Below are 22,135 nucleotides of genomic sequence, written 5' to 3'. Positions count from 1 at the left end.
TTACATGTGATAGGCGGACTCGCCGTGGGTGGTGATGTCCAGGCCTTCGCGTTCTTCTTCTTCCGGTACGCGCAGGCCGATCACCATGTCCACCAGCTTGAAGGCGATGAATGCCACCACGGCCGACCAGACGATGGTCACGCCCACGCCGGTGGCCTGGATCAGCACCTGGCCGCTGATCGAGTAGTCTGGCGATGGCTTGTTGGCCACGTAGTCGAAAATGCCCTGGCCGCCCAGCGATGGCGCAGCGAACACGCCGGTCAGGATGGCGCCCAGGATGCCGCCCACGCCGTGCACGCCGAAGACGTCCAGCGAGTCGTCGGCGCCCAGCAGGCGTTTCAGGCCGTTCACGCCCCACAGGCAGATCACACCGGCCAGCAGGCCCATGATCAGTGCGCCCATCGGACCGACGAAACCGCAGGCAGGAGTAATCGCCACCAGGCCGGCGACTGCACCCGAAGCGCCACCGAGCATCGATGGTTTGCCTTTGAAGATCCATTCGGCGAAGACCCACGACACGGTGGCGGCAGCGGTTGCCAGCAGGGTGTTGATGAAGGCCAGTGCCGCGATGTCGCCCGCTTCCAGCGGCGAACCGGCGTTGAAACCGAACCAGCCTACCCACAGCAGCGAAGCGCCGATCATGGTCATGGTCACCGAGTGCGGCGCCATCGATTCGCGGCCGTAGCCGACGCGTTTGCCGATCACGTAAGCACCGACCAGGCCGGCAACAGCGGCGTTGATATGCACCACGGTACCGCCGGCGGTGTCGAGCGCGCCGTGCTGGAACAGGTAGCCGGCTTTGGCGGTTTCGGTGGCCAGGGTGGCGGCGTCCTTGATCGCATCAGGGCCGGTCCAGAACCAGACCATGTGGGCGATCGGCAGGTACGAGAAGGTGAACCAGATCACCACGACCAGCAGCACGGCGGTGAACTTGGCGCGTTCGGCAAAGGCGCCGACGATCAGCGCGCAGGTAATCGCTGCAAACGTGGCCTGGAAGGCGACGAACATGAACTCCGGAATCACCACACCCTTGCTGAAGGTGGCGGCGTAGGCGAAGGTGCCCTTGACCGGGTCGTAGATATTGTTGAGGAAGGTGCGGTCATGCAGGTTGCCGAAGAACGCATTGCCTTCGGTGAAAGCCAGCGAGTAACCGTAGATGCACCACAACACGACGATCACGGCGAAGATCATGAAGATCTGCATCAGGATCGACAGCATATTCTTGGAACGGACCAGGCCGCCGTAGAACAGCGCCAGGCCGGGAATCGTCATCATGACCACCAGCAGGGTGGCAACCATCATCCAGGCATTGTCGCCCTTCTGGGGCGTTGGCGCGGCAGCGGGTGCAGCGGCCGGTGCAACTTGGGCAGCCGGCGCGGCGGCGGGCGCGGCTGGTGCAGCTTCCGGTGCGGCAGCGGTGGCGGCAGCCACCGGCGCCTCGGCCGGCTTGGCGTCTTGCGCATGGACAGGTGCGGCAAGCGCGAACAGCAGAGAGACCCCAGCTAACAAGGTTGTTATAGTTTTCTTCATCTAAATCCCCTTAAAGAGCTTCGTTGCCGGTTTCACCGGTACGAATGCGGATCACCTGTTCCAGGTTGTACACAAAGATCTTGCCGTCGCCGATTTTGCCGGTGCGGGCTGCGCCTTCGATCGCCTCGATCGCCTGTTCGACGATGCTGTCGTCCACGGCTGCTTCGATCTTGGTTTTCGGCAGGAAGTCGACCACGTATTCGGCGCCACGATACAGCTCGGTATGCCCTTTTTGCCGGCCGAAACCTTTTACTTCGGTCACCGTGATGCCTTGCACGTTGATGGCCGACAGGGCTTCGCGGACTTCATCAAGCTTGAACGGCTTGATAATGGCGGTAATCATTTTCATGAGAGCCTCGCTTAGAAAGTTTTGGAAATGGTGACGACAGCGCCAGATTTACCAAGGTTTTTGCCGTTGCGGCCAACGTAGGCATCGGTATTGGTCTTGATGCCGGCAACGGCAACAGAGAACACGCCGAAGTCCTTGGTCACGCCAACCTTGTAGTCGCTATAGCTGAGAGCGCCGTTGTTCTTGACGTTCTGGTGGCCGGCATGGAGGTTGAGCACATAGCCGTCATAGACGTCGTAGTTGAACTGGCCGTCGAGGTAGCCGCTGTTCTTGCTGTCGGCGGTGCCAAACAGGTTGCTGGTCGAGTGCGAATATTTCACCGAGAACGGGCCGGCGCTGACTTGGGCATACAATTCGAAGGTATTGGCGCTGGTGGCCAGCTTGTTCGACGGGTAAGCGTAGTACAGCGCGCCGACGTCGTAGGCAAAGGTATCGGTGATCTGGCCGCGCTTGCCCGCGTAGATGTCGAATTCATACGAAGCATCGCCGCCGCCGTCCTTGATCCACTTGATATTGGTGGCCCAGGCCCCAACATACACACCGGTGGGGTTGTTGACATAGTCAACACCGCCCTGCACGGCTGGTTGCAGACGGGTTTGCGAAATGCCGCGATAACGGTAATCGCTGACTGCGGCGACGTTATAGGTGATCTGGTTGTCTGGTACAGGTTCGGCAGCGGCAGGTGCGGCTTCCTGGGCCAGCGCCGAAGCGCTCATGGTGGCGAATGCCAAGGTCAACGCTGCTGCTGTCAGGGTCCGGGTCAGGCTTTTGTTTTGGCTCTTCATCATTTTGTCCTTGTAGTTATCGAAACTGAATACAGATACTTGATGCGATGCGGGTAAAATCCTTGTAAAGCGAAGCGGTAAGCATTCCATGGCTTCTATAGCAGAATGCGTGCCAGCTAACGTTGCCTGGTAGATAGCTGCTTGGGCTGCTTTGTCATGGGCGACCGGGCGCCCCATCTGACAAAAGTGACAATTTGGAAGAAAAGTTGGCCGCGCTGCTTGAATTTGCACCACACCGATACACGGACGCACTCCAATGGTGCATCCGCCCAGCAACCAGATCAAGGAATATTATGGATATGAATACTTTTTTTAACGACTTGCAGAACAAGATCTCCAAGGCCGTCGAAAATTCGCCCGCCAAGGACATCGAGAAAAACGTCAAGTCCATGATGACCCAGGGCTTCTCCAAGCTCGACCTGGTCACCCGCGAAGAGTTCGATATTCAGACCCAGGTACTGGCAAAAACCCGCGCCAAGCTCGAAGCGCTGGAAACGCGCCTGGCGGCGCTCGAAGCCAAGGCCGCACCGGTGTCGCCAGCTGCGGTGTCGCCTGCGGCTGCGGTTCAGGCAGAACCTAAAGTGGAAATCGCCAAGGGCGAGGTACTGTAAGCTCGATGCCGGCGGGTGCACCGCCGGCAAATTTACGATGGCGCGCTCGGTGGCGGCTATTGGCCGACGCGGAAGTAGTCGGCGTCGAGATACGCCGGGGTGGCGTTGGGGTCTGCGTCTGTGTTGATTGCGCCGTTCACGCCCGGCGCCTTGGTCGCCAGCAGCCCCACCTGCGCGCCCACCCAGCGTCCCACGCTGGCCGAGAACGGCTGCCCTGCCAGGGTGTACTGCTTGCCGTCCAGGCTGTAGGCAAAGCGCACCACTGCGCCGTCGCTCACCTGCGCCCGCAGGTACAACGGCTGCTGATCCACGGTTGTTAAAACCTGCACCTGCTCCTTGCAGGCGGCGCCCGGTTGTTCGCAGGTCGCCAGCACCAGCTCCCTGCCGGTTTTTCCCTGCTGTACGCCGATCCACGCATATTTAATTCCCAGCACCACCAGGCCAGCGCGGCTCATCTCGCCCTGCACATTGATGCGGGTATCGACCGTGAAGGCCGGCGCCGGGAATTTTTGCGTCAGCACCGCTGCCACGTCGCGCACGCTGCCCCCAACCGGGGCCGCCTGCGCATTGAGCCTCAGGCTGCCCGGCTTGGCGGCGAGATCGTACCAGCCCGGCGCTTGGTTGGCGTTCCACTGCCATTGCAGCCCCAGTTTGGCGGCATTGAATTCGTCGCCTGCCGGCGGCGCCTTTATGCCGCTGTCCTTACCGGCCGGCTTGGCGTGCACCAGCACCGGTTCACCCGTGCCCTTGCCTGCCTTGTCTACACCGATCACCGGCCAGCCGTCGTGCCAGCGCATTGGCTGCAAGTGCACGATGCGCCCGTAAGCGCGCCGGTCCTGGAAGTGATAGAACCAGTCCTGACCTTTCAGGTCGGTTACCCACGCGCCCTGGTGCGGGCCATTGGTGGCAGAGTCGCCCTGGGCCATCACGATGCGGTCCTGGTACGGGCCGGCGATGGTGCGCGAACGGAACACCGACTGCCAGCCATGTTCCACGCCGCCGGCAGGTGCGAAGATGTAGTAGTAGCCGTCCTTCTTGTAGAACTTGGGCCCTTCCAGCGTGGTATAGCCACCGAGCTTGTTGCCGTCGATGATGTCGCGGCCGCGCTCATCGAGCAGCGTGCGCGCCTCCGGGTCCATCTGGCGCAAGGTCAGTATGTTGTTGAAACCGGCGCGGCTCTTGGCCCACGCATGCACCAGGTAGGCCTTGCCATCGTCGTCCCACAGCGGCGACGGATCGATGATGCCTTTACCGGGCAACAGCAGGTGCGGCTCGCTCCACGGCCCGGCAAAGCTGGTGGCGGTAATGACATAAACGCCGAAATCGGGATCGGGATAGAAGATCCAGAATTTGCCGGCATGGTGACGCAGCGATGGCGCCCACACGCCCTTGCCCGGCTGCGGCGTGGCGAACGCCTGCGCCGGCACCAGCTTGGGCAGCGCATGGCCCACCAGCTCCCAGTTGACCATGTCGGTCGATTGCAGCAGCGGCAGCCCCGGCGCGTTGCTGAAGCTCGACGCGGTCATGTAGAACGTGGAGTCCACCCGAATGGCGTCCGGGTCGGAATAGTCGGCGTACAGGATGGGGTTCTGGTAGCGGCCGTTACCGAGGTCGGCAACCCAGGGACCGCTGGCAGGGCTTTGTGCCACTGCCCATGGCGCGCTGCACAGCAGCGCCAGCGTGGCCATGGTGATTTTCATTTTGCCTCCTGCGGTTTGGCAGCTACCGGCGCGATGGTAAAGCTGTAGCTGGCCGGTTCGAGCTTGATGCGGTACTTGACGTGCGGACGGCCGGTGAGGTTCCAGCCGGTGTCGCCGCCTACGCCCGATTGCGCCAGGTCGATCAGCAGCGAGCCGTCGCCGTGCGGCGCGATCTCCGAGCTTTTCCAGGCGCCGCGCTCGCGCAAATACAGGTCTTCGTACGGGAACGCCAGCACATTGACCGACAGGGGTGCTGCACCCTTGACCGTAATACCCGCCCCCTGCTGGTTCGACAGCGACAGCCAGCGCACGCCGGTCTTGTTGCCGCTTTCCTGCGGGCGGCTGTAGCCGTGGTACTGGTCCGCCACCTTGCCCGTGTAACGGCCGATGGCATAGCCGGTGGCGCGGTCAACGTACGATTCCTGCGGGCCGCGACCGTACCACTGCACCGTGTCGAGCGTGTTGTCGTTGTCGAAGCGCAGCCCCAGGCGCAGCGGATCGGGCAGGTCGTCGCGCAGCGGTGTGAAGGTCGCGGCCACACCGAGTACGCCGTCCGCATCAAGCGTATAAAAGGTTTCCCAGTGGGCGGCGCCGGCGCCAAAGCTGTACAGCACTTTCACGCGGTTGCCGTCCTGCGTGACCGCACGCACGTGGCGCTGCTCGGAGAAGGTTTTCCAGACCTGGTGCGTCTTGTCCACGCCTGCGCCTTCGTCGTTGTCGATCAGCCCGCGCCAGAAGTTGGGCGCGCCGCCCTTGAGCAGGGTCTTGCCGTTCACGGTGTAGTTCACCAGGCCGGTCTTGGCGTCGAGCAGCAGCGAGGCCGGACCGGCGGCCAGGCGGATATTGTCGCCGTCGCGCGCGGGCTTGACCGCCTTGGCGGTGGCCACCGGCTTCGATGCCGGCACGGTGACGAACTGCGACCAGCCCACCACCGTGCCGGCCGCCACGCCCTTGACCGAATCGGTACGGGCCTTGGCGCGCAAGGTCACCAGTTGTTCGCCGCCGGTCGAACGCAGCTTGGGCAGCCTGATCTCGACCTGGCGGCTGGCGCCGGCAGCGACGGCCGGCACCGTCAAGGCACCGCGCGTGACCTCGTTGCCGTCGTTGGTGAGCACCCAGTCGAAATCGAGGTCGGACGTGTCGCGGAAGTCGTAGCGATTGACCACCGTGACCTTGCCGGTTGCGGGATCGCCTTCGAACACCAGGGGCGAATAGACTTTTTGCACCTCGTAGTATTCGGGATCGGGCGTGCGGTCGGAGCGCACCACGCCGTCGCCCACCACGCTGTTGTCGCCCACTTTCGGATTGACGTCGAAGCCGGAGGCATAGTAGCGGCGGCCCTTGTCGTCGGTGGCAAACACGGTCTGGTCTACCCAGTCCCAGATAAAGCCGCCCTGCAGTTTTTTGTGGGCGCGGATCACCTGCCAGTAGTCTTCCATATTACCCAGCGAGTTACCCATCGCGTGCACATATTCACACTGGATCATCGGCTGGGTAAAGCGCGGATCGGCCGCGTAGTCGGCCATCTTTTCGATGTCGTCGTACATCGGCGCGTAGATGTCCACGTAGGCGTTGGGCTTGTGGGTTTCGCCGATGGTGCCGTGACCGAGGTAGCTGATCAGGCGGTTGGGATCGTTGGCGCGGATCCACTGCGCCGCGTGCTCGAAATTGGGGCCGGTGCCGGCCTCGTTCCCCAGTGACCAGAAGATGATCGACGGCGAATTCTTGTCACGCTGGACCATGCGCGAGACGCGGTCGACGTGCGCGGCGCGCCACTGCGGCTTGTAGCCCAGTTGCACCTGCTCGCGGTAGCCGGGCACCTTGGAGTGGTCGCCCAGCTGCATGTACGCATGCGATTCGATGTTCGCTTCGTCCATCACGTACAGGCCGTATTCGTCGGCCAGGTCGTACCAGCGCGGGTCGTTCGGATAATGCGAGGTGCGCACCGCGTTGACGTTCGCCTGCTTCATCATCTCCACGTCCTTGCGCATCAGGTCCAGCGACATCACGCGGTACGTGACCGGATCGTGCTCGTGGCGGTTGGCGCCCTTGATCATGATGCGCTTGCCGTTGACGCGCACTTCGCCATCCTTCATCTCCACCGTGCGGAAACCGATACGGCGCGACGTGGCCGACACCAGCTTGCCGCCGGCATCCATGTATTCGACCACCATGCGGTACAGGTTGGGCGTCTCGGCCGACCAGGGGCGCACCTTGGGCAGCACGCCGTCAATCGTGGCAGCGCTGCCGTCGATGCTGGCCTTGCGGTTGAATACTTCGCGCTCGCCGTCGAACAGCGTGACCGCGATGCTGCCTGCCGCCGGGGCGCCGGCCGCCGGAGCGCCGGCCGCCGGGGTACCCGCAAACTCGGCCTTGAGCTTGAAGACGCCGTCGGTGTAGTCCTTGCCCAGCAGCGCGGTGACGGTATAGTCGCGCAGGTACGCTTTCGGCTCGGCGTACAGGTACACGCTGCGCTCGATGCCGGACAGGCGCCAGAAGTCCTGGTCTTCCAGGTACGAGGCGTCGGCCCAGCGATAGACTTCGATCGCGATATTGTTCTTGCCGGGTTTAAGGTAGCGATTGAGCTTGAATTCGGCGGGCAGCTTGGAGTCCTCCGAGTAGCCGACCTTTTCGCCGTTGACCCAGATGTAGTAGGCCGCACCGGCCGCACCCACGTGCAGCAACACTTCGCGCCCTTCCCAACCGGCCGGCACCACGAAGTCGCGCCGGTACGAGCCCACTTCGTTGAAGGCGTCGGGAATCACCGGTTCGTTGAGCGGGAACGGGTAATCGACGTTGGTGAATATCGGCTTGCCGTAGCCCTGCGCCTGGATCATGCCGGGTACCTCGATAGTGCCCCAGCGGCTGGTGTCGAAATCGTTGCGGTAAAAATCCCTGGGGCGCTCGCCCGGCGTGTTGGAATAGGCGAACTGCCAGGTGCCGTCGAGCGACAGGTAGTACTGCGAGGCGGCCATGTCGCCGGCTACCGCCTTGTCGCGGCTTTCGAAATTGAAGAACGTCGCCTTCATCGGCTCGCGGTTGACCGCCACCACTTCCGGTTGCTGCCACTCGGTGAGCGGCGTTTGGGCGGGCGCTGCGTGCAGCGTTCCGGAGATGGACGCCAGCGCCAGCAGGCATGCGTGGACAGAAGCGGTTTTTTGGGCCATGGGCTGTTCTACCTTTTCATGAAAACGATGACAAAGATGCCAACGCCGAGTATAGGCGATGGAGGACGCCGGAGGTCAGGCCCTCCGGTCAACTGCTTGCGCATTTGGATGCACTGGCACGGCGGTCAGATGCCGCAGGCGTCGTCGGCCACGCCGGGCACGCGCTGCCACTGCCAGACTTTGACGCGTTCGCCGCGCGGCAGGTAAGTGATCGGGAACTGGCGCCCGTCGCGGGTGACGTTGAGCGTGAGCTGCGCCTTCTGGTCGCCCTGGATGGCATCGAGCGCCACGCCGTACGTGACCACGTCGCCGTCGCGCAGGCCGGCCTTGGCGGCCGCGCTACCGTCCTGCAGGCCACGGATGGTTTTCTCGTGGCCCACCAGCGACTTCGGTTCGAACCCCAATTCAAACCGGCGCACGGTTTTTTCGCCGCGCTTGAAGCAGGGGCCGAAGTCGCCGGATTCCGGCTCCATCAGCTCTCCCGCCAGCATGGCCGCGTGCAGCGCCGGGCCGGCCGGACCCAGTTCGCGCGTGAGCAGCTGCTGCCACAGCGCCACCTGCTGTTCCGGCCTGGCGCCGCGCTGGCGGCTCATCTCCAGCACCAGGTTGTCGAGCGAGCGCTTGCCGCCGGAGGCCTTGCGCACGCGCGCATCGACCAGCGCCAGGTACAGCGCGCCGCGATCGTACGGCAAGGTGCGGATGCGCGTGTCCTCCCAGAAGCGCGGCATGATCTCGGCGTCGGGCGTGGTGTTGAGCGCGTCGGCGTAGTAGCGCGCTGCGGTCTGATTGAGGTCGGCGAGGAACTGGTCGGCAGTGAGCAGTCCGGCACGGTACGGCAGGCGCGCCTGGTAGTACACGGCCACGCCCTCCTCGTACCATGCCTGGTCCGGGCCTTCGGTCCAGGTGTGGGTCATTTCGTGCGACAGCGTGATCTTGAGGTCTTCCACGTCGATGCCCTTGCCGTACGTGACCAGGAACGATTGCGCCAGCGCCGTGCCGCCGCCGGCATTGATCGGGTTATAGCGCAGGAACACGCGGTATGGCGTTTCGGCATTGTCGCCAAAGAAGCCGGCCATCGCGCGGTGCAACTGGTCGGCCCAGGTCATCAATGGTTCCGGATCGAATCCCGGCTTGCCCAGCCAGGCCGACGAGAAGCCCTTGGGTTTCACTTCGGCCGGCACGCGATGCATGGCACCGGCCATGAAGACGGTGGACCACAGCCGCGCGGGCGCGCCCACCGGCAGCGTGACATCGCCCTCGCCGTAGCTCGAGGTGGCGCTGGCGTCGTCGCCGAGCTTCGACAGATCCCAGCGCAGCGCCAGCGGATACTGTTTGGCGCCAGACGGCAGCAGCACGAACACGTTGCCAACGCCGGAAAAACCGCCGCCCTCGGTGCGCAGACTGTATGGCGGCGCCGCCCCGCGCTTCGGCGGCGCATTGTCCACCGGCGCCTGGTAATGCACCACCAGGTCGCCCTGCACTTCGCGCGGCGACGTCCACTCGCGCAGCTTGCCGTTCGATCCCTTGATGTCGCGCGTGGCCAGCGGCACGTTGCCGTGGCTATCGCGCACCGTCAGCTCCTTGAGCGTGACGGCGACAGTCTCCACGTTGGCCACCACCAGCGGCAGTTGCAGCAGCGGCGTATCGGCAGCGGCCTGCACATCGGGAATGGTGAGCGTGACATCGACCACGCCGGCGCCCTTGTCGATGTCGTCGGCGTGGTTGAACGGGCCCGGTTGCAGTTTCAGTACCAGCGGGCGCGGTGGTTGCGGCTTTGCCGGCACCGGCGCCGAAGCTGGCTGAGTTGATACCGTCGGTGCTGCGGCCGGCGCTTGCGCTTGCGCCGCAACTGCGCCGGCCGCCAGCAGCAGCGCCAGTGACGCGGTGTGCGTGGCCCGCAGGCCGGTCCGATGAAACACAGTGGCAATGCGCATGTCCGGCTCCTGCAAAAATCAACGATCAACAACTTTACCATCTATCAATGTTTCATTGCGCAACGTAGCACTGCATCTGCCGCAGATCAATGCCCAGCCTGGCCAACCCGCTACACTCGGCGCAGCCCGTAACCACGCAGGGGAAACACATGAGCCTGGCCGTACTCAAGAGCCGCGCCCTCGCGGGCATGGAGGCGCAGCAAGTCAATGTCGAGGTGCACCTGGCCAACGGCTTGCCGGCGTTCACGATTGTCGGCTTGGCCGATACCGAGGTGAAAGAAGCCAAGGACCGCGTGCGCGCAGCCATCCAGAACGGCGGCTTCGAGTTTCCTGCCCAGCGCATCACCGTCAACCTGGCGCCGGCCGACCTGCCCAAGGAATCGGGCCGCTTCGATTTGCCGATCGCGCTCGGCATCCTGGCCGCCTCGCGCCAGATTCCGGCCGACAGCGTGCACCGGTACGAGTTTGCCGGCGAACTGTCGCTGTCGGGCGAATTGCGGCCGATCCGGGGCGCGCTGGCGATGTCGTTGGCCATGGTGCGCGATTCCGGGCCTGATATCGGGCCTGGTATCGGACCTGACATGGGGCCTGATTGCGGGCACGATGGCGAGCACGGTATCGCGGCCACCCAGCGGCGCACGTCGCCAGGCACCAGTGGCCGGCGCGGCTTCATCCTGCCGCAGGCCAATGCCGACGAGGCGGCGCTGGTGACCGGCGCCGCCATCTACCCCGCCGGCTCGCTGCTGCAGGTATGCGCCCACCTGGCCGCCAGTTCCAGCGAGGCCATGTTGGCGCGGCATACGTCGGCGCCGCGGGTCGCCATGACCGAGGTGGCCGACCTGGCCGACGTCAAGGGACAGTTCATGGTCAAGCGCGCGCTCGAAGTAGCGGCGGCCGGAAACCACAGCCTCCTGATGGTGGGGCCGCCGGGCGCCGGCAAGACCATGCTGGCGGCGCGCTTTCCCGGCCTGCTGCCGCAAATGACCGACGACGAAGCGCTGGAAGCGGCAGCGGTGCAGTCGCTCACCGGAGGCTTTCGCATCGAGGACTGGAAGCGCAGGCCCTTTCGCGCACCGCACCATACCGCATCTGGCGTGGCGCTGGTGGGCGGTGGCGGCTATCCGCGCCCCGGCGAGATCTCGCTGGCCCATCGCGGCGTGTTGTTCCTCGACGAGCTGCCCGAGTTCGACCGGCGCGTACTGGACGTGCTGCGCCAGCCGATGGAGTCGGGCCGCATCACCATCTCGCGCGCGGCGCAGCAGGCCGAGTTTCCCGCCCACTTCCAGCTGATCGCCGCGATGAACCCGTGCCCCTGCGGTTACCACGGCCATCCCAGCGGCATGTGCAACTGCACGGTGGACCAGATCTCGCGTTACCAGGGCCGCGTGTCCGGTCCCCTGCTCGACCGCATCGACATGCAGATCGAAGTCTCGGCAGTGGAACCCGACACCCTGGCCGCCGACGCCGACGGCGAGCCGTCCAGCACGATCGCCGCCCGCGTGCAGCGCGCGGCCGAGATCCAGCTGGCGCGCCAGGGCAAGCGCAACCAGTACCTCACCACCCGCGAAATTGACCGCCTGTGCAAGCCCGACAAGGCGGGCAAGGCCAAGCTCAAGCGCAGCATGGAACACTTCCAGTGGTCGGCCCGCGCCTACCACCGCATCCTGCGCGTAGCGCGCACCATCGCCGACCTGGCGGGAGCGGAGAGCATCAGCGAACAGCATATCGGCGAGGCGGTGCAGTATCGGCGGGCGTTGAAGGAGCGGTGAGCGTTCGGGCCGTGAGACAATCGCACCATGAACCCACCCCGCACACACCCGATCACCGCCGCGCTGTTGCTGTTCGCAGCGCTCACCGGCACAGGAGCGACGGCTGGCGCCGACGACACCCCAGCACCAGCACCAGCGCCAGTGACAGCCGCGCCAGCCATCGCCTATACCGGCAAAATCGTCAGCAGCAGCGGCACGCTGCCGGAGAAAGCCGCCATTTCTGCCGAATGCGAAGGCGCGACCGAAGCTATCGCCGGCCGGATCGAGGCCGATACCTACCACCTCGACCTGCCGCCCGCCGTCAGGTGCACCGTGGTGCTCGGCGCCACCGCGTGGGAAGCCGATAGGCAACCGGTGTTCGATGCTGCCACCGCCATCCCGCAAACCATGCTGATATACCCGCTGCCGGTAGCGCTGCCGGACATCGCGCGCGAACTGATCGAGATGGGCGCGCAGGACCGCGCGGCGCGCCAGGCCTGGGCCGCAGGCCAGCGCGACGCCGCGTCGCAGAAAAAAATGGTGGCCGGCGACCGCAAGCGCCAGCGGCGGCTGCGCCAGATCATCACCACCAAGGGCTGGCCGATGATGTCGACGGTGGGCGCCGCAGCGGCCAACGAGGCGTGGCTCCTGGCCCAGCATGCACCGCCGGCGCAGCTCAAGCACTGGTCGGTCTTCATGCGCGTCGCCGCCAACAAGCATGAAATCAGGCTGTCCAACCTGGCCACCACGCTCGACCGCGTCCGCATGATCGAAAAGCGGCCGCAGATCTACGGCACCCAGTACAGCACACGCGAGGACGGCGCGATCCAGTTCTATCCGATCGAAGACATCGCCAGGATCGACCAGCGGCGGCTGGAAATGGGCCTGTCCACCTTTGCCCACTTGAAGACACAATTGGCCCAACCGGCCAACTGAGCTACACCTCCCATTGGAACTTCACCGTCAGCGACTTGTTGGTGGTGTCCGGGTCGCGCGTGCGGTCGCGCGAAAAGCCCACCGACATCGAGCGGCCGTGGCGCCACAGGTGGCGGTACAACAGCGAGCGGTGCATCTGCCGCTCGGCCCACGGTTCCAGTCCAGAGACGCCGTCGTCGCGGCGCGCGGCCGACGTGGTTTGCGCCAGCAGCCGAAGCGAATCGGCTGCCGTAAAATGCAACATGCCCAGCGCGCGCCAGCCGTTGTCCACGAACGCCGGCGTGCCCAGCGTGCCCTGCACCCAGGCGCGGTTGACCCGCAGATCGGTCTCGATCGACCAGCCCTGCGTACCTGGCAGCGGCAAACGCAAGCCCAGGTCCACGATGGCGTTGCCGCCGCTGCCCACGCGGTCCGCGTCGACGTCGAGCTGGCGCCCCAGCGTCACTTCCGCATTGAACTTGGTCATCCACGCCAGCGGTGACGATTCGAAACCGAAGTGCAGCGCCGGCACGTCATGCAACACGCCCAGCCGTCGGCCCCGCTGCTGGTCGAAGCCGAGATTGGCCCACAGGTTGGTCTGCAGTCCCGCGCGGAACCAGATCCCCGGCTGCAGCTTGCGCTCGACGACCTGGTTGGCCTGCTGGTCCAGCCGGCGATCGGCCAGGGTGCGGATCTCGTGCACGCCCAGGTGCGCCTCGAACTCGTAGAGTTCGAGCTCCGCGCTGCCCAGCGCCAGCGTGCGCGCGCCCAGGCGGCGATTGAGATTGATGTCGGTCTTGAGCACGCCCGCCTGCGGCACGAAGCCGTTGTCGTTGACGAAACCGGGCGTGATCGCTTCGAGCTGCAACTCGTTCCACCAGTCGTCGCTGATGCTGGTGAATTTGCCAAGCGCGTAGCCGCCATGGCGCGTGGCGACGCGCACGCTGCGCGCCACCGGTTCTTCCACGAAGCCGGCGCTGGTTTGCGAATGCATCAGCAGCCACAAGGCCTGCTTGCCGTCGCTGCGCCACTGGCCGTCAACACCGGCCACCTCGTTGCTGCCGGCGTCGCCATAGCCGCGCTGCGAGACGAACGCGCCCATCACCGTGCTTTCGCCGTGCCAGCGCGTGCGCACCATGCTGGCCAATGTACGCCGGGTTTGCGCGTATTCGGCCGTTTCGTAGGCGCCGCCGCGCAGCACCACGCCGCCCTCCTGGTCGCGCAAGCTCATGGCGGTGGCGTCGGCGCCCGCATCGCGCCAGGTGGCGCGCAAGCCCCACTCCGGGTCGGCCACGGTGCGCGAATAAAACGCCGACAGCGGCAACCCCAGCACGTCCGAACTCTCGAGGAAAAAACCGCGCTTTTCCGGCAGGCTCAATGCAATGCGGCTGGCGCCCGACGATGTCGGCTCGTCGATTTCAACCTGCGAGAAATCGGGATTGAGGGTGGCGTTGAACACCCAGTCGGCGCGCGGGCGGGCGTTGATCTCGAGGCCCACGCTGGCGCGGTCGCCGTGCTGGCGCCCGGTCTCGTCGCGGTCGCGGTTCGAGCGCATGGTCAGTTCGGGTTTGAGTTCCAGGAAGCTGCGGTCGCGCACCGCCGCCACCGTGTCGCCCATGCCGCCCACGTCCTGCAACAGCGCGATGTGACTGAGCGAGCCGTTTTTTAGCGGGGTACTGGTGAGCAGCAGGCCGTCAGCGTGCGGCACGCTGCGCTCGATCATCACGCGCCAGGTCTTGCCGTCGGCGTAGGGAAAGCGCAGGTTCGACAGCGGCCAGCGGATCTCCATGGTATAGCCGTCGGCCAGGCGCTTGACCGCCGCGTCGATCGGAAAGTCCGGCCCCAGGTCCGATTCGTCGAGGTCCGCGCGGTACATGCCGTCGCTGAACACGCCGGCGATATTGACGCGCACGAACTGCGCCGCGCGACCATGGCCCGTGGGGTCGAGCCACACGCCGATGAAGTCCTGGTCCAGGCTCACCTTGTCGCGCCGCGTGAGGGTGCCGCGCATGCGCTCGGGCGCGTCGTCCCAGGCACGGATGCCGAACACCAGCGCGCCGTCGTCGATCAGCAGTTGCACCGTGGTGCGCAGGTTGGCCGGCGCCGGCTTGCCGTCGGCCGGCAGAAACTGGTGAAAGGCGTCGAACACGGGCGCGGCACGCCAGGCGTCGTCATCGAGCGCGCCATCGATGCGCAAGGTGGCGCTACGGTCGGCCAGCATCGCCGGCAATGGCGGCAATATTGGCACTGGCGCGTGGCGTTCGTCCTGCGCCACGGCAGCCACCTCGCCGGCCGCAAGCATGGCTGCAAAGCCTGCCGTTCTACATACCCTGATAATTGAATGCACTGTCGCCCCTGTTTTGTGCGCAGCAGTTTAACGCAGCAACATGCTTTTTCGAGAACTATTTTTGAAAAGACCGGCCGCCCTAAATTCTGTCGAAGCGCGCGCATAACATCACCTGTTCGCCAACCTAGCTGCTATATTTACCGTTGACTTTTCAACGAGCCGGGAACTGCATGACACGCTTGCCCCTTCTATTTGCCGCCAGCGCCGTGCTGGCCGGCTGCGCCACCGCACCGCCACCGATGACCGACTTCACCGCCAACTCGGGCAGCCCGCGCGCGCCCGAGCAACTGGCGGTCACGTTCGACCATGCCGATGTCTCGCTGCGCGTCGATCCCGCCACGCAAAGCATCAGCGGGGACACCGCGCTGACCTTCACCGCCACCGCGCCGCTTGCCCGCATCGCCGTGGAGCTCGACCGCAATCTGCCGATCGATGGCGCCAGCGTCGATGGCGTGGCGTTGCCAGCAGCGGCCATCAGCAATCCCGAGGGTCGCCTGTACCTGGCCTTGCCCAAGCCACTGCTGGCCGGCGAGCGCACCACCGTGCGCATCCGCTACCACGGCGTGCCGCACGTGGCCAAACGGGCGCCGTGGGATGGCGCCTTCGTCTGGGCGAAGACCGCCGATGGCCAGCCCTGGATTGCCACCACGGTGGAAGGCGAAGGCTGCGACCTGTTCTGGCCCTGCATCGATCACCCGATGGGCAAACCGAAGCTGATCGACCTGCACATCACGGTGCCCGCGCCGCTGGTCGTCGCCGGCAACGGCGTGGCCACCGGCATGGCCGAAAAAGACGGCTGGCGCACCTACGACTGGCGCGCCAAAAACCCCAGTACCTACGGTGTGTCGCTCAACATCGGCCCGTACGAAGTGCTGGCGGGCGACTACGTGAGCCGCTACGGCAATACCATCCCGCTGCGCTACTGGTATCTGAAAGGAGATGCCGAAAGCGGGAAGAAGGCGCAGGAACTGTTCGATGAATTCACGCCCATGCTCGACTTCTTCGAGGCCCGCATCGGCCCCTACCCGTTCGGCGACGAAAAAATGGGGGTGGTCGAAACGCCGCACCTGGGCATGGAGCACCAGACCATCAACGCTTACGGCAACAAGTACCTGAAGTCGCCATACGGTTACGACTGGCTGCTGCACCACGAGCTGTCGCACGAATGGTTCGGCAACCAGATGACCAACGCCGACTGGGACGACATGTGGCTGCACGAAGGCTTCGGCAGCTATATGCAGCCGCTGTACCTGCAGTCGCTGCGCGGCGAGATGGCATTCCAGGCCGAGTTGTTCAAGCAGCGCCAGGCGATCAAGAACCAGGCGCCCATCGTCAGCGGCAAAACCCAACGCATCCAGGATGTGTACGAGTCCGAGCGCGGGGGGCCAGGCAACGACATTTACGTCAAGGGTTCGCTGATCCTGCACACGCTGCGCAACCTGGTCGGCGACGACGCATTCTTTCGCGCCACGCGGCGTATGGTGTATGGCACCGAGACACCGGTGCCGGGCCAGTTCCAGCCGCGCTGGAGCAGCACGAAGGAATTCATCGGCATCGCCAACGAGGCGGCCGGCCGCGACCTGGCGTGGTTCTTCGACGCCTACCTGTACCACGCGGCGCTGCCCGAACTGGTCGAGACGCGCAACGGCGACCAGCTCACCGTGACCTGGAAGCTCAAGGACGGCGGTCCGTTCCCGATGCCGCTCGAGGTGCGCGTAAACGATCGCATCGAAAAGCTGCCGATGACGGACGGCCACGGCGTGCTGACCCTGCCGCCGCGCGCGCTGGTGACCATCGATCCTTACTCGCGCGTACTGCGTCGCGCAGCGCATATTGAGGCATGGCAGGCCGACGAGGCTGCGCGTAAGAAGACCAAGGCTGCCAAATGAAGCCGCGTCGGCTGGCAATTCCGCTGATGGTACTGATGGTACCGCTGCTGGCGCTGCTGCTGAGCGCCTGCGACCCGCACTACAACTGGCGCGACTACCGCAGCAAGGACGCGCCCTACAGCGTGCTCTTTCCCGGCAAACCAGCTACCCATACCCGCGAAGTCCTGCTGGCTGAGCTGCCAGTTGAGCTGCCGGTCAAGATGACGATGACGGCAGCCGAAGTGGACGATGTGCTGTTCGCCGTGGGCAGCGCCGAATTGGCCGATGCGGCGCAGGCGCAGGGGGCGCTGCTGGCCCTGCAGACGGCGCTGGCGCGCAATATCAACGCCACCATCACCAGCCAGGCTACCGCTGCCAGCGGCGTGCAAACGACCGTCAGCATCGAGGCAAAAGGCATGCGCAACGGCCAGCCCGCGCTGCTGATGGGTCGCTTCATCGCCCGTGACCGGCGCGTGTACCAGGTGGTGGTGATGGGCGACCAGCGCCATATCTCGCGCGAGCAGGTAGCGACCTTCCTCGACTCGTTCAAGCTGCAGTAGGCCTGAAACGCTGAAATAGTTTGAAACAATTTGCTCGCTTAGGCCTGACTTAACTGTCCAGTTTGCCTATTGCAAACATTCAGAAATGAATTAAAGTGGGTCTTACGGCGTGCCCGCCACCGAGAGCCGGCGCACCGCACCATCCAACAAAATCAAGAGGCGCATCATGTTAATCACATTCAAAACCCGTTACAGCCCTGAAGTGTTGATGTATCAGGAACATGCCCAGCGCATCCTCGACCTGCTGCACAAGAATCCCACGCGCGGCGTGATCACCGCCACCGAGGCGGCAGAAGCGTTGTCGGTGCTCGAGGACCAGGTGGCCGAGAGCAAACTGCATCCCGAGACCGATATCGAGTACGACATCCACGCCCACGAGCGCGAGGACGGCGAGACGGTCGAACATGCGCTGGCCCAGCGCGTGGGCTTCGCGGCGCGCGCCTATCCGCTGGTGGAAATGCTGCGCCTGGCCAAGCAGGAAAACCAGCCGATCGTCTGGGGCGTCTAGTCTCGTTCAGTCGCGTCTACTCTCCCTTGAGACTGGCCTTCAACGGCAAATCCATGGTGAACCGCGTTCCCACGCCCACGGCGCTGTCGACGCGGATCGTCCCGTCGAGCAGCGAGCTGACGATGTTGTAGGTGATGCTCAAGCCCAGGCCATTGCCGCCCTGCCCCAGCTTGGTGGTGAAGAACGGATCGAAGATCCGGGCCTGGTGTTCGAGCGTGATGCCGCAGCCGTCGTCCTCGAACACGATGCGCACCGCGTCTGTCCCCACCCGCACCGCCCATAACCTGATCAGGCCATCCTCGCGCGCTTCGAACGCGTGCAGCAGCGCGTTGTTGATCAGGTTGATGATCACCTGGCCATACGGGCCGGGGAAGCTGTCCATCTCGATATCGCCGGGCATTTCCAGTTCCAACCGGTGGCCGGCCTTGCGGATCTGGTTCTTCATGGTGGTGACGATTTCAGCGCTGGCCTGGTGCAGGTTGAAGTGCCGGCGCTTGGCGCTGGCCTGGTCCACCGCCACCTGTTTGAAGCTGTTCACCAGTTCGGCCGCGTTGCGCAGGCTGCGCATCAGCAGCGTGGAAGCTTCACGCGATGCTTCGATGTAGTGCGACAGGTCCGAGCGGCGCAGCGCGTTGTCGGTATGGCGCGCTTCGATGTCGGTGGTCTTTGCCTCGAGCGTGCTGGCGATCACCAGGCTGTTGCCGATCGGCGTATTGAGTTCGTGGGCCACGCCGGCCACCAGCGAACCGAGGGCCGCGAGCTTCTCGCGCTCCACCAGCTGCTGCTGCGCGTCCTGCAACTGGCGATACGAATCGGCATTGGCAAACGCCACCGCCACGTACGAGGCCAGCGTGGTGAGCATGTCGAGATCGATGCGCTGGTAAGCGTTGGCGCGGTAGCTGTGCACCGTGATCACGCCACGCACCTGGCCGGCCACCGAGATCGGCACATAGATCAGCGAACGCGGCGCCGATGGCAGCGAGCCGTCCTCCATGGTACCCATGTGCTCCGTGCCCGACACCAGCGTCAGGTTGGTGATGTAGCGCGGGTAGTCCTGTTCGAGGTCGTTGATGAACACCTCCTGCCCATGGTTGATGCACCATACCGCCAGCTGGTTCGGCTCCAACATGCTGCGGGTATAGGGCGTGTAGCGTTTGCCGTTCTCCATGGCGAATGGGTATTCGATCACTTCCAGCTCGGGGCGGTGGATGCCGATGCCGAACACGCTGGCATCCATCAGCGCATGCACCTGCTGGTACAACATGGCCATGATCGCCTCGCTATCGAGGTTCGCGGTGAGCCTACGGCCGATATCGGACAGCAGCGAGATATTGCGGTGCGCCTGTTCCACGCTGTCTTTTTGCCGCTCCACTTCGCGCTTTTCGCGTTCGACCGAATCCTTCTGCTGCACCAGTTCGCGCGTGCGGTGTACCACTTCACTTTCCAGCACCTGCTGTTGCAGCACCAGGCGCCGGATACGCAGGCGGAACAGCAGGTAGCCCAGCCCCACCGCCAGCGCCAGGACCAGCAGCCGGAACCACCATTGCTTCCAGAACGGCGGTGTGATGATCACTTCCAGCGCCACCGGTTCGCGGCTCCAGACGCCATCCTTGTTGGACGCGCGCACGCGGAACACGTACCGGCCGGGATCGAGGTTGGTGTAGGTGGCAAACCGCCGGCTGCTGTCGGTGTCGACCCATTGCGGATCGAAGCCCTCGAGCTGGTAGGCATAGCGGTTGCGCTGCGGGTCGGCAAAATGCAGGCCCGCGAATTCGATCGTGAACATGGCGTCGCGCGGGCCCAGGGTGACCGTCCTGGCCGCGTCCAGCGGTCCCTCGGGCAGCACATCCTCGCGCATGATGGCGGTCAGGATCGACTGGTTGAAAATCGAAAAATCGGTGATCGCCACCTGCGGCGGCATCGGGTTGTCATCGATGCGCAACGGCTGGAACGCGGTTACGCCCCCCGGGCCACCGAAATACATGGTGCCGTCGGCCGCCTGGTAGCCGGCGCCAATGTAATACGAGCCGTCGAGCAAGCCATCCTTGGCGGTGTATTGCTTGAACACGCCCGTCGCAGGATCGAACCTGTCGATGCCGCCGGTGCTGCTGATCCACAGCCGTCCCTTGGCGTCGCCAAGGATGGCACCGACCGGATTGGACGGCTGGCCCTGGCGCACCGGATAAAAGCGGAACCGCAATTCCCCATCAGGTCCGGGCTCGGCCCTGCACAAGCCGGCGCCGGTACCCAGCCACAGTACGCCGCTGGTATCTTCGTGCAGGTACTGCACGCGCTTGTGGCACAGGCTGTCGGGCTGGCGGGGCTGGTGACGGTAATGGCGAAACTTGCCGTTCGAGCGATCGAAACGCTCGAGGCCATTCTCGGTGCCGACCCACAGCATCCCGGCACGGTCTTCCAGCAGCGCCTTGATGAGGCCGTCGATGCTGCCAGGATCAGCAGGATCGTGGCGGTAGGTGGTCACCGCCAGCGTGCGGGGATCGATGCGGTGCAGTCCCGTATGGGTGCCGATCCAGATCAGGCCCCCACGATCGACCAGGATGCGGTGCACCAGCGGCGCTGCACGCTCGGTGTCGAGCTTGAGCCGCGTAAAGCGGGCGCTGACCGGATCGCGCCAGGCGACCCCGGCGTCGGTGATCACCCACAGACGGTCCTGGTGGTCGCTGGCCAGGCCCAGCACCTGGTTGCTGGGCAAGCTGTCCGGATCGTTGGGATCATGGCGCCAGATCTCGCTGGTGCCGCGCACCGGATCGAGCCGGGTCAGGCCGTCGCCCGTGCCCAGCCAGAGCTTGTGGCCGCCTGCACTGGCAATTACGCGCACCTTGTTGCTGCTGACGCCGTTGAGCACGCCCTCATTCTCGGTATAGCGCTCGAAACCGCCGCTCAGCAAGTCCACCTTGTCGAGACCGGTATGCCAGTTGCCGACCCAGAGCGTGCCGGTGCGGTCCTGGTACAGTGCGCTGACCTTGTTGTCGGAGATGCCGTTCTTCTCGACACTGTTGGCGCGGTAGTGGTGCAGCTTGCCCTGGCGGGGATCGCGGCGCAGCAGTCCCCCATCCTGCAGTGCGATCCACAGATGGCCTTCGCTGTCGGGCAACATGGCCACGACCTGGCGGTTGGCCAGCGCCGCGCCGCCCTCCACTGGCAACTGCTCGGCGCTGTCGCCGTCCATGCGCCAGGTTTGCAGCCCGTGCGAGCCGGCAGCCCACACCCGGCCATCGGATCCCAGTGCCAGCATGCTGACGGGGTCGGATGCCATGGTAGAAGTCTCGGTGAGCAGGTGACGGAACTTGCTGGCGCCCGCCGGCAGCACATCGAGCCCGCTTGCCGTTGCCAGCCACAAGTTGCCACGCTCGTCGCTCACCATCGCGTTTACCCGGTCATCGCCGAGCGTACCGACATCGTCCGCCACATGACGCAGCACCCGTATCGCACCGGTCGCAACGTCGAGATGCTGCAAGCCGTCGCTGGTGGTCAGCCACAAGCCGCCCCTGCCGTCTCCCACGATATTGGTGACGGACAGGTTGCCTGGTGCGATTTGCTGGTGGATGAAATTCTGGGTGGCGCGATCATAGCGGTCGAGGCCCCCCTTGGTGCCGATCCAAAGGCGTCCTTTAGCATCCTCGTACAACGCCTGGACGAAATTGTCGATCAAGCTGCCGGCGTCGGCGGGATTGTTCTTGAAGGAGATAATGCGGTAACCATCATAGCGGCTCAGTCCCGCTTGGGTGCCGATCCACAGGTAGCCATGCCGGTCCTGCACGATCCGCGTGACCGACTCCTGCGCGAGTCCGTGCTCCACACCGAGATGATCGAAACGCAGGCTGAGCGGCGCCCCCATGGCGCTGGCCGCCAGCCAAAGCCAGGCACACAATATGGCCAGACGCATCGCGCGATTTAACATTCTTTTCACTCCGATATTAGACTTATTGTAGTACAGAAACATCGGAGCAAATGAAAAAAGCCCCACCAGCGTTGTTTGCTGGTGGGGCTTTTAGGAATAACTAGCCTGACGATAACCTACTTTCACACTGGTTGCAGCACTATCATCGGCGCAAAGTCGTTTCACGGTCCTGTTCGGGATGGGAAGGGGTG

The 22,135-nt window shown here is 64.5% G+C and carries 13 protein-coding genes and 1 pseudogene; 6 read left to right on the top strand and 8 right to left on the bottom strand.

Annotation, left to right across the window (positions count from 1 at the left end):
• Genes J2X54_RS21150 through J2X54_RS21140 form a run of 3 tightly spaced genes read right to left on the bottom strand, consistent with a single transcriptional unit; the run spans position 1 to position 2,664 of the window.
• Complete coding sequence (locus J2X54_RS21150; protein ID WP_310183355.1) at positions 1-1,530, bottom strand: ammonium transporter; 1,530 nt, start codon at positions 1,528-1,530, stop codon at positions 1-3.
• Between the two features lie 10 nt (positions 1,531-1,540).
• Positions 1,541-1,879, bottom strand: coding sequence for a P-II family nitrogen regulator (locus J2X54_RS21145; RefSeq protein ID WP_008444920.1), 339 nt, complete (start codon positions 1,877-1,879; stop codon positions 1,541-1,543).
• 11 nt (positions 1,880-1,890) lie between these two features.
• A complete protein-coding gene (locus tag J2X54_RS21140; protein WP_310183348.1) occupies positions 1,891-2,664 on the bottom strand; it encodes a TorF family putative porin in 774 nt (257 codons plus the stop codon).
• A gap of 293 nt (positions 2,665-2,957) precedes the next feature.
• Between J2X54_RS21140 and J2X54_RS21135 the strand changes: the two are divergent.
• Positions 2,958-3,188 (top strand): annotated as a pseudogene (locus J2X54_RS21135) (accessory factor UbiK family protein); the annotation flags it as partial.
• Positions 3,189-3,331: 143 nt separating this feature from the next.
• Here J2X54_RS21135 and J2X54_RS21130 read toward each other — a convergent pair.
• The 3 genes from J2X54_RS21130 to J2X54_RS21120 form a co-directional block, all read right to left on the bottom strand.
• Complete coding sequence (locus tag J2X54_RS21130; RefSeq protein WP_310183345.1) at positions 3,332-4,975, bottom strand: glycoside hydrolase 43 family protein; 1,644 nt, start codon at positions 4,973-4,975, stop codon at positions 3,332-3,334.
• Entirely contained in the window at positions 4,972-8,142 is a 3,171-nt protein-coding gene (locus J2X54_RS21125) for a glycoside hydrolase family 2 TIM barrel-domain containing protein (protein ID WP_310183344.1), read from the bottom strand. The genes J2X54_RS21130 and J2X54_RS21125 overlap by 4 nt, the downstream gene beginning before the upstream one ends.
• A 125-nt stretch (positions 8,143-8,267) precedes the next feature.
• On the bottom strand, positions 8,268-10,076 hold the full coding sequence (locus J2X54_RS21120) for a hypothetical protein (protein ID WP_310183342.1): 1,809 nt from the start codon (positions 10,074-10,076) through the stop codon (positions 8,268-8,270).
• Between the two features lie 149 nt (positions 10,077-10,225).
• On the opposite strand from J2X54_RS21120, the gene J2X54_RS21115 reads away from it, so the two are divergent.
• A complete protein-coding gene (locus J2X54_RS21115; RefSeq protein ID WP_310183340.1) occupies positions 10,226-11,845 on the top strand; it encodes a YifB family Mg chelatase-like AAA ATPase in 1,620 nt (539 codons plus the stop codon).
• Between the two features lie 27 nt (positions 11,846-11,872).
• Entirely contained in the window at positions 11,873-12,760 is an 888-nt protein-coding gene (locus tag J2X54_RS21110; protein ID WP_310183338.1) for a DUF6624 domain-containing protein, read from the top strand.
• Between the two features lies 1 nt (position 12,761).
• On the opposite strand, the gene J2X54_RS21105 is transcribed toward J2X54_RS21110, so the two are convergent.
• Positions 12,762-15,041, bottom strand: a complete 2,280-nt coding sequence (locus J2X54_RS21105; RefSeq protein WP_310183337.1) for a hypothetical protein — start codon at positions 15,039-15,041, stop codon at positions 12,762-12,764.
• Between the two features lie 215 nt (positions 15,042-15,256).
• Between J2X54_RS21105 and J2X54_RS21100 the strand changes: the two genes are divergently transcribed.
• The 3 genes from J2X54_RS21100 to J2X54_RS21090 all read left to right on the top strand — a co-directional run bounded on the left by J2X54_RS21100 (position 15,257) and on the right by J2X54_RS21090 (position 18,022).
• Positions 15,257-16,975: a M1 family metallopeptidase gene (locus tag J2X54_RS21100; RefSeq protein ID WP_310183336.1), complete on the top strand. Its 1,719-nt coding sequence runs from the start codon at positions 15,257-15,259 to the stop codon at positions 16,973-16,975.
• Positions 16,972-17,514: a hypothetical protein gene (locus tag J2X54_RS21095; RefSeq protein WP_310183335.1), complete on the top strand. Its 543-nt coding sequence runs from the start codon at positions 16,972-16,974 to the stop codon at positions 17,512-17,514. Before J2X54_RS21100 ends, J2X54_RS21095 begins: the two co-directional genes overlap by 4 nt.
• A 166-nt stretch (positions 17,515-17,680) precedes the next feature.
• Complete coding sequence (locus J2X54_RS21090) at positions 17,681-18,022, top strand: DUF1840 domain-containing protein (protein WP_070250958.1); 342 nt, start codon at positions 17,681-17,683, stop codon at positions 18,020-18,022.
• A 16-nt stretch (positions 18,023-18,038) separates the two neighbouring features.
• Here the strand turns inward: J2X54_RS21090 and J2X54_RS21085 are convergent, their stop codons facing one another.
• A complete protein-coding gene (locus J2X54_RS21085; RefSeq protein ID WP_310183332.1) occupies positions 18,039-21,944 on the bottom strand; it encodes a two-component regulator propeller domain-containing protein in 3,906 nt (1,301 codons plus the stop codon).
• Positions 21,945-22,135 lie beyond the last annotated feature (191 nt).

The sequence above is a fragment of the Duganella sp. 3397 genome (assembly GCF_031456625.1).
GTDB lineage: Bacteria > Pseudomonadota > Gammaproteobacteria > Burkholderiales > Burkholderiaceae_D > Rugamonas > Rugamonas phyllosphaerae.
This window is presented reverse-complemented; position numbering and strand designations above follow the sequence as displayed.

Coding starts and splice junctions, on each gene's coding strand:
- J2X54_RS21100 (WP_310183336.1), top strand. CDS start 15,257: ATGACACGCTTGCCCCTTCTATTTGCCGCCAGCGCCGTGCTGGCCGGC.
- J2X54_RS21115 (WP_310183340.1), top strand. CDS start 10,226: ATGAGCCTGGCCGTACTCAAGAGCCGCGCCCTCGCGGGCATGGAGGCG.
- J2X54_RS21110 (WP_310183338.1), top strand. CDS start 11,873: ATGAACCCACCCCGCACACACCCGATCACCGCCGCGCTGTTGCTGTTC.
- J2X54_RS21130 (WP_310183345.1), bottom strand. CDS start 4,975: ATGAAAATCACCATGGCCACGCTGGCGCTGCTGTGCAGCGCGCCATGG.
- J2X54_RS21125 (WP_310183344.1), bottom strand. CDS start 8,142: ATGGCCCAAAAAACCGCTTCTGTCCACGCATGCCTGCTGGCGCTGGCG.
- J2X54_RS21105 (WP_310183337.1), bottom strand. CDS start 15,041: ATGCTTGCGGCCGGCGAGGTGGCTGCCGTGGCGCAGGACGAACGCCAC.
- J2X54_RS21120 (WP_310183342.1), bottom strand. CDS start 10,076: ATGCGCATTGCCACTGTGTTTCATCGGACCGGCCTGCGGGCCACGCAC.
- J2X54_RS21150 (WP_310183355.1), bottom strand. CDS start 1,530: ATGAAGAAAACTATAACAACCTTGTTAGCTGGGGTCTCTCTGCTGTTC.
- J2X54_RS21085 (WP_310183332.1), bottom strand. CDS start 21,944: ATGTTAAATCGCGCGATGCGTCTGGCCATATTGTGTGCCTGGCTTTGG.
- J2X54_RS21095 (WP_310183335.1), top strand. CDS start 16,972: ATGAAGCCGCGTCGGCTGGCAATTCCGCTGATGGTACTGATGGTACCG.
- J2X54_RS21090 (WP_070250958.1), top strand. CDS start 17,681: ATGTTAATCACATTCAAAACCCGTTACAGCCCTGAAGTGTTGATGTAT.
- J2X54_RS21140 (WP_310183348.1), bottom strand. CDS start 2,664: ATGAAGAGCCAAAACAAAAGCCTGACCCGGACCCTGACAGCAGCAGCG.
- J2X54_RS21145 (WP_008444920.1), bottom strand. CDS start 1,879: ATGAAAATGATTACCGCCATTATCAAGCCGTTCAAGCTTGATGAAGTC.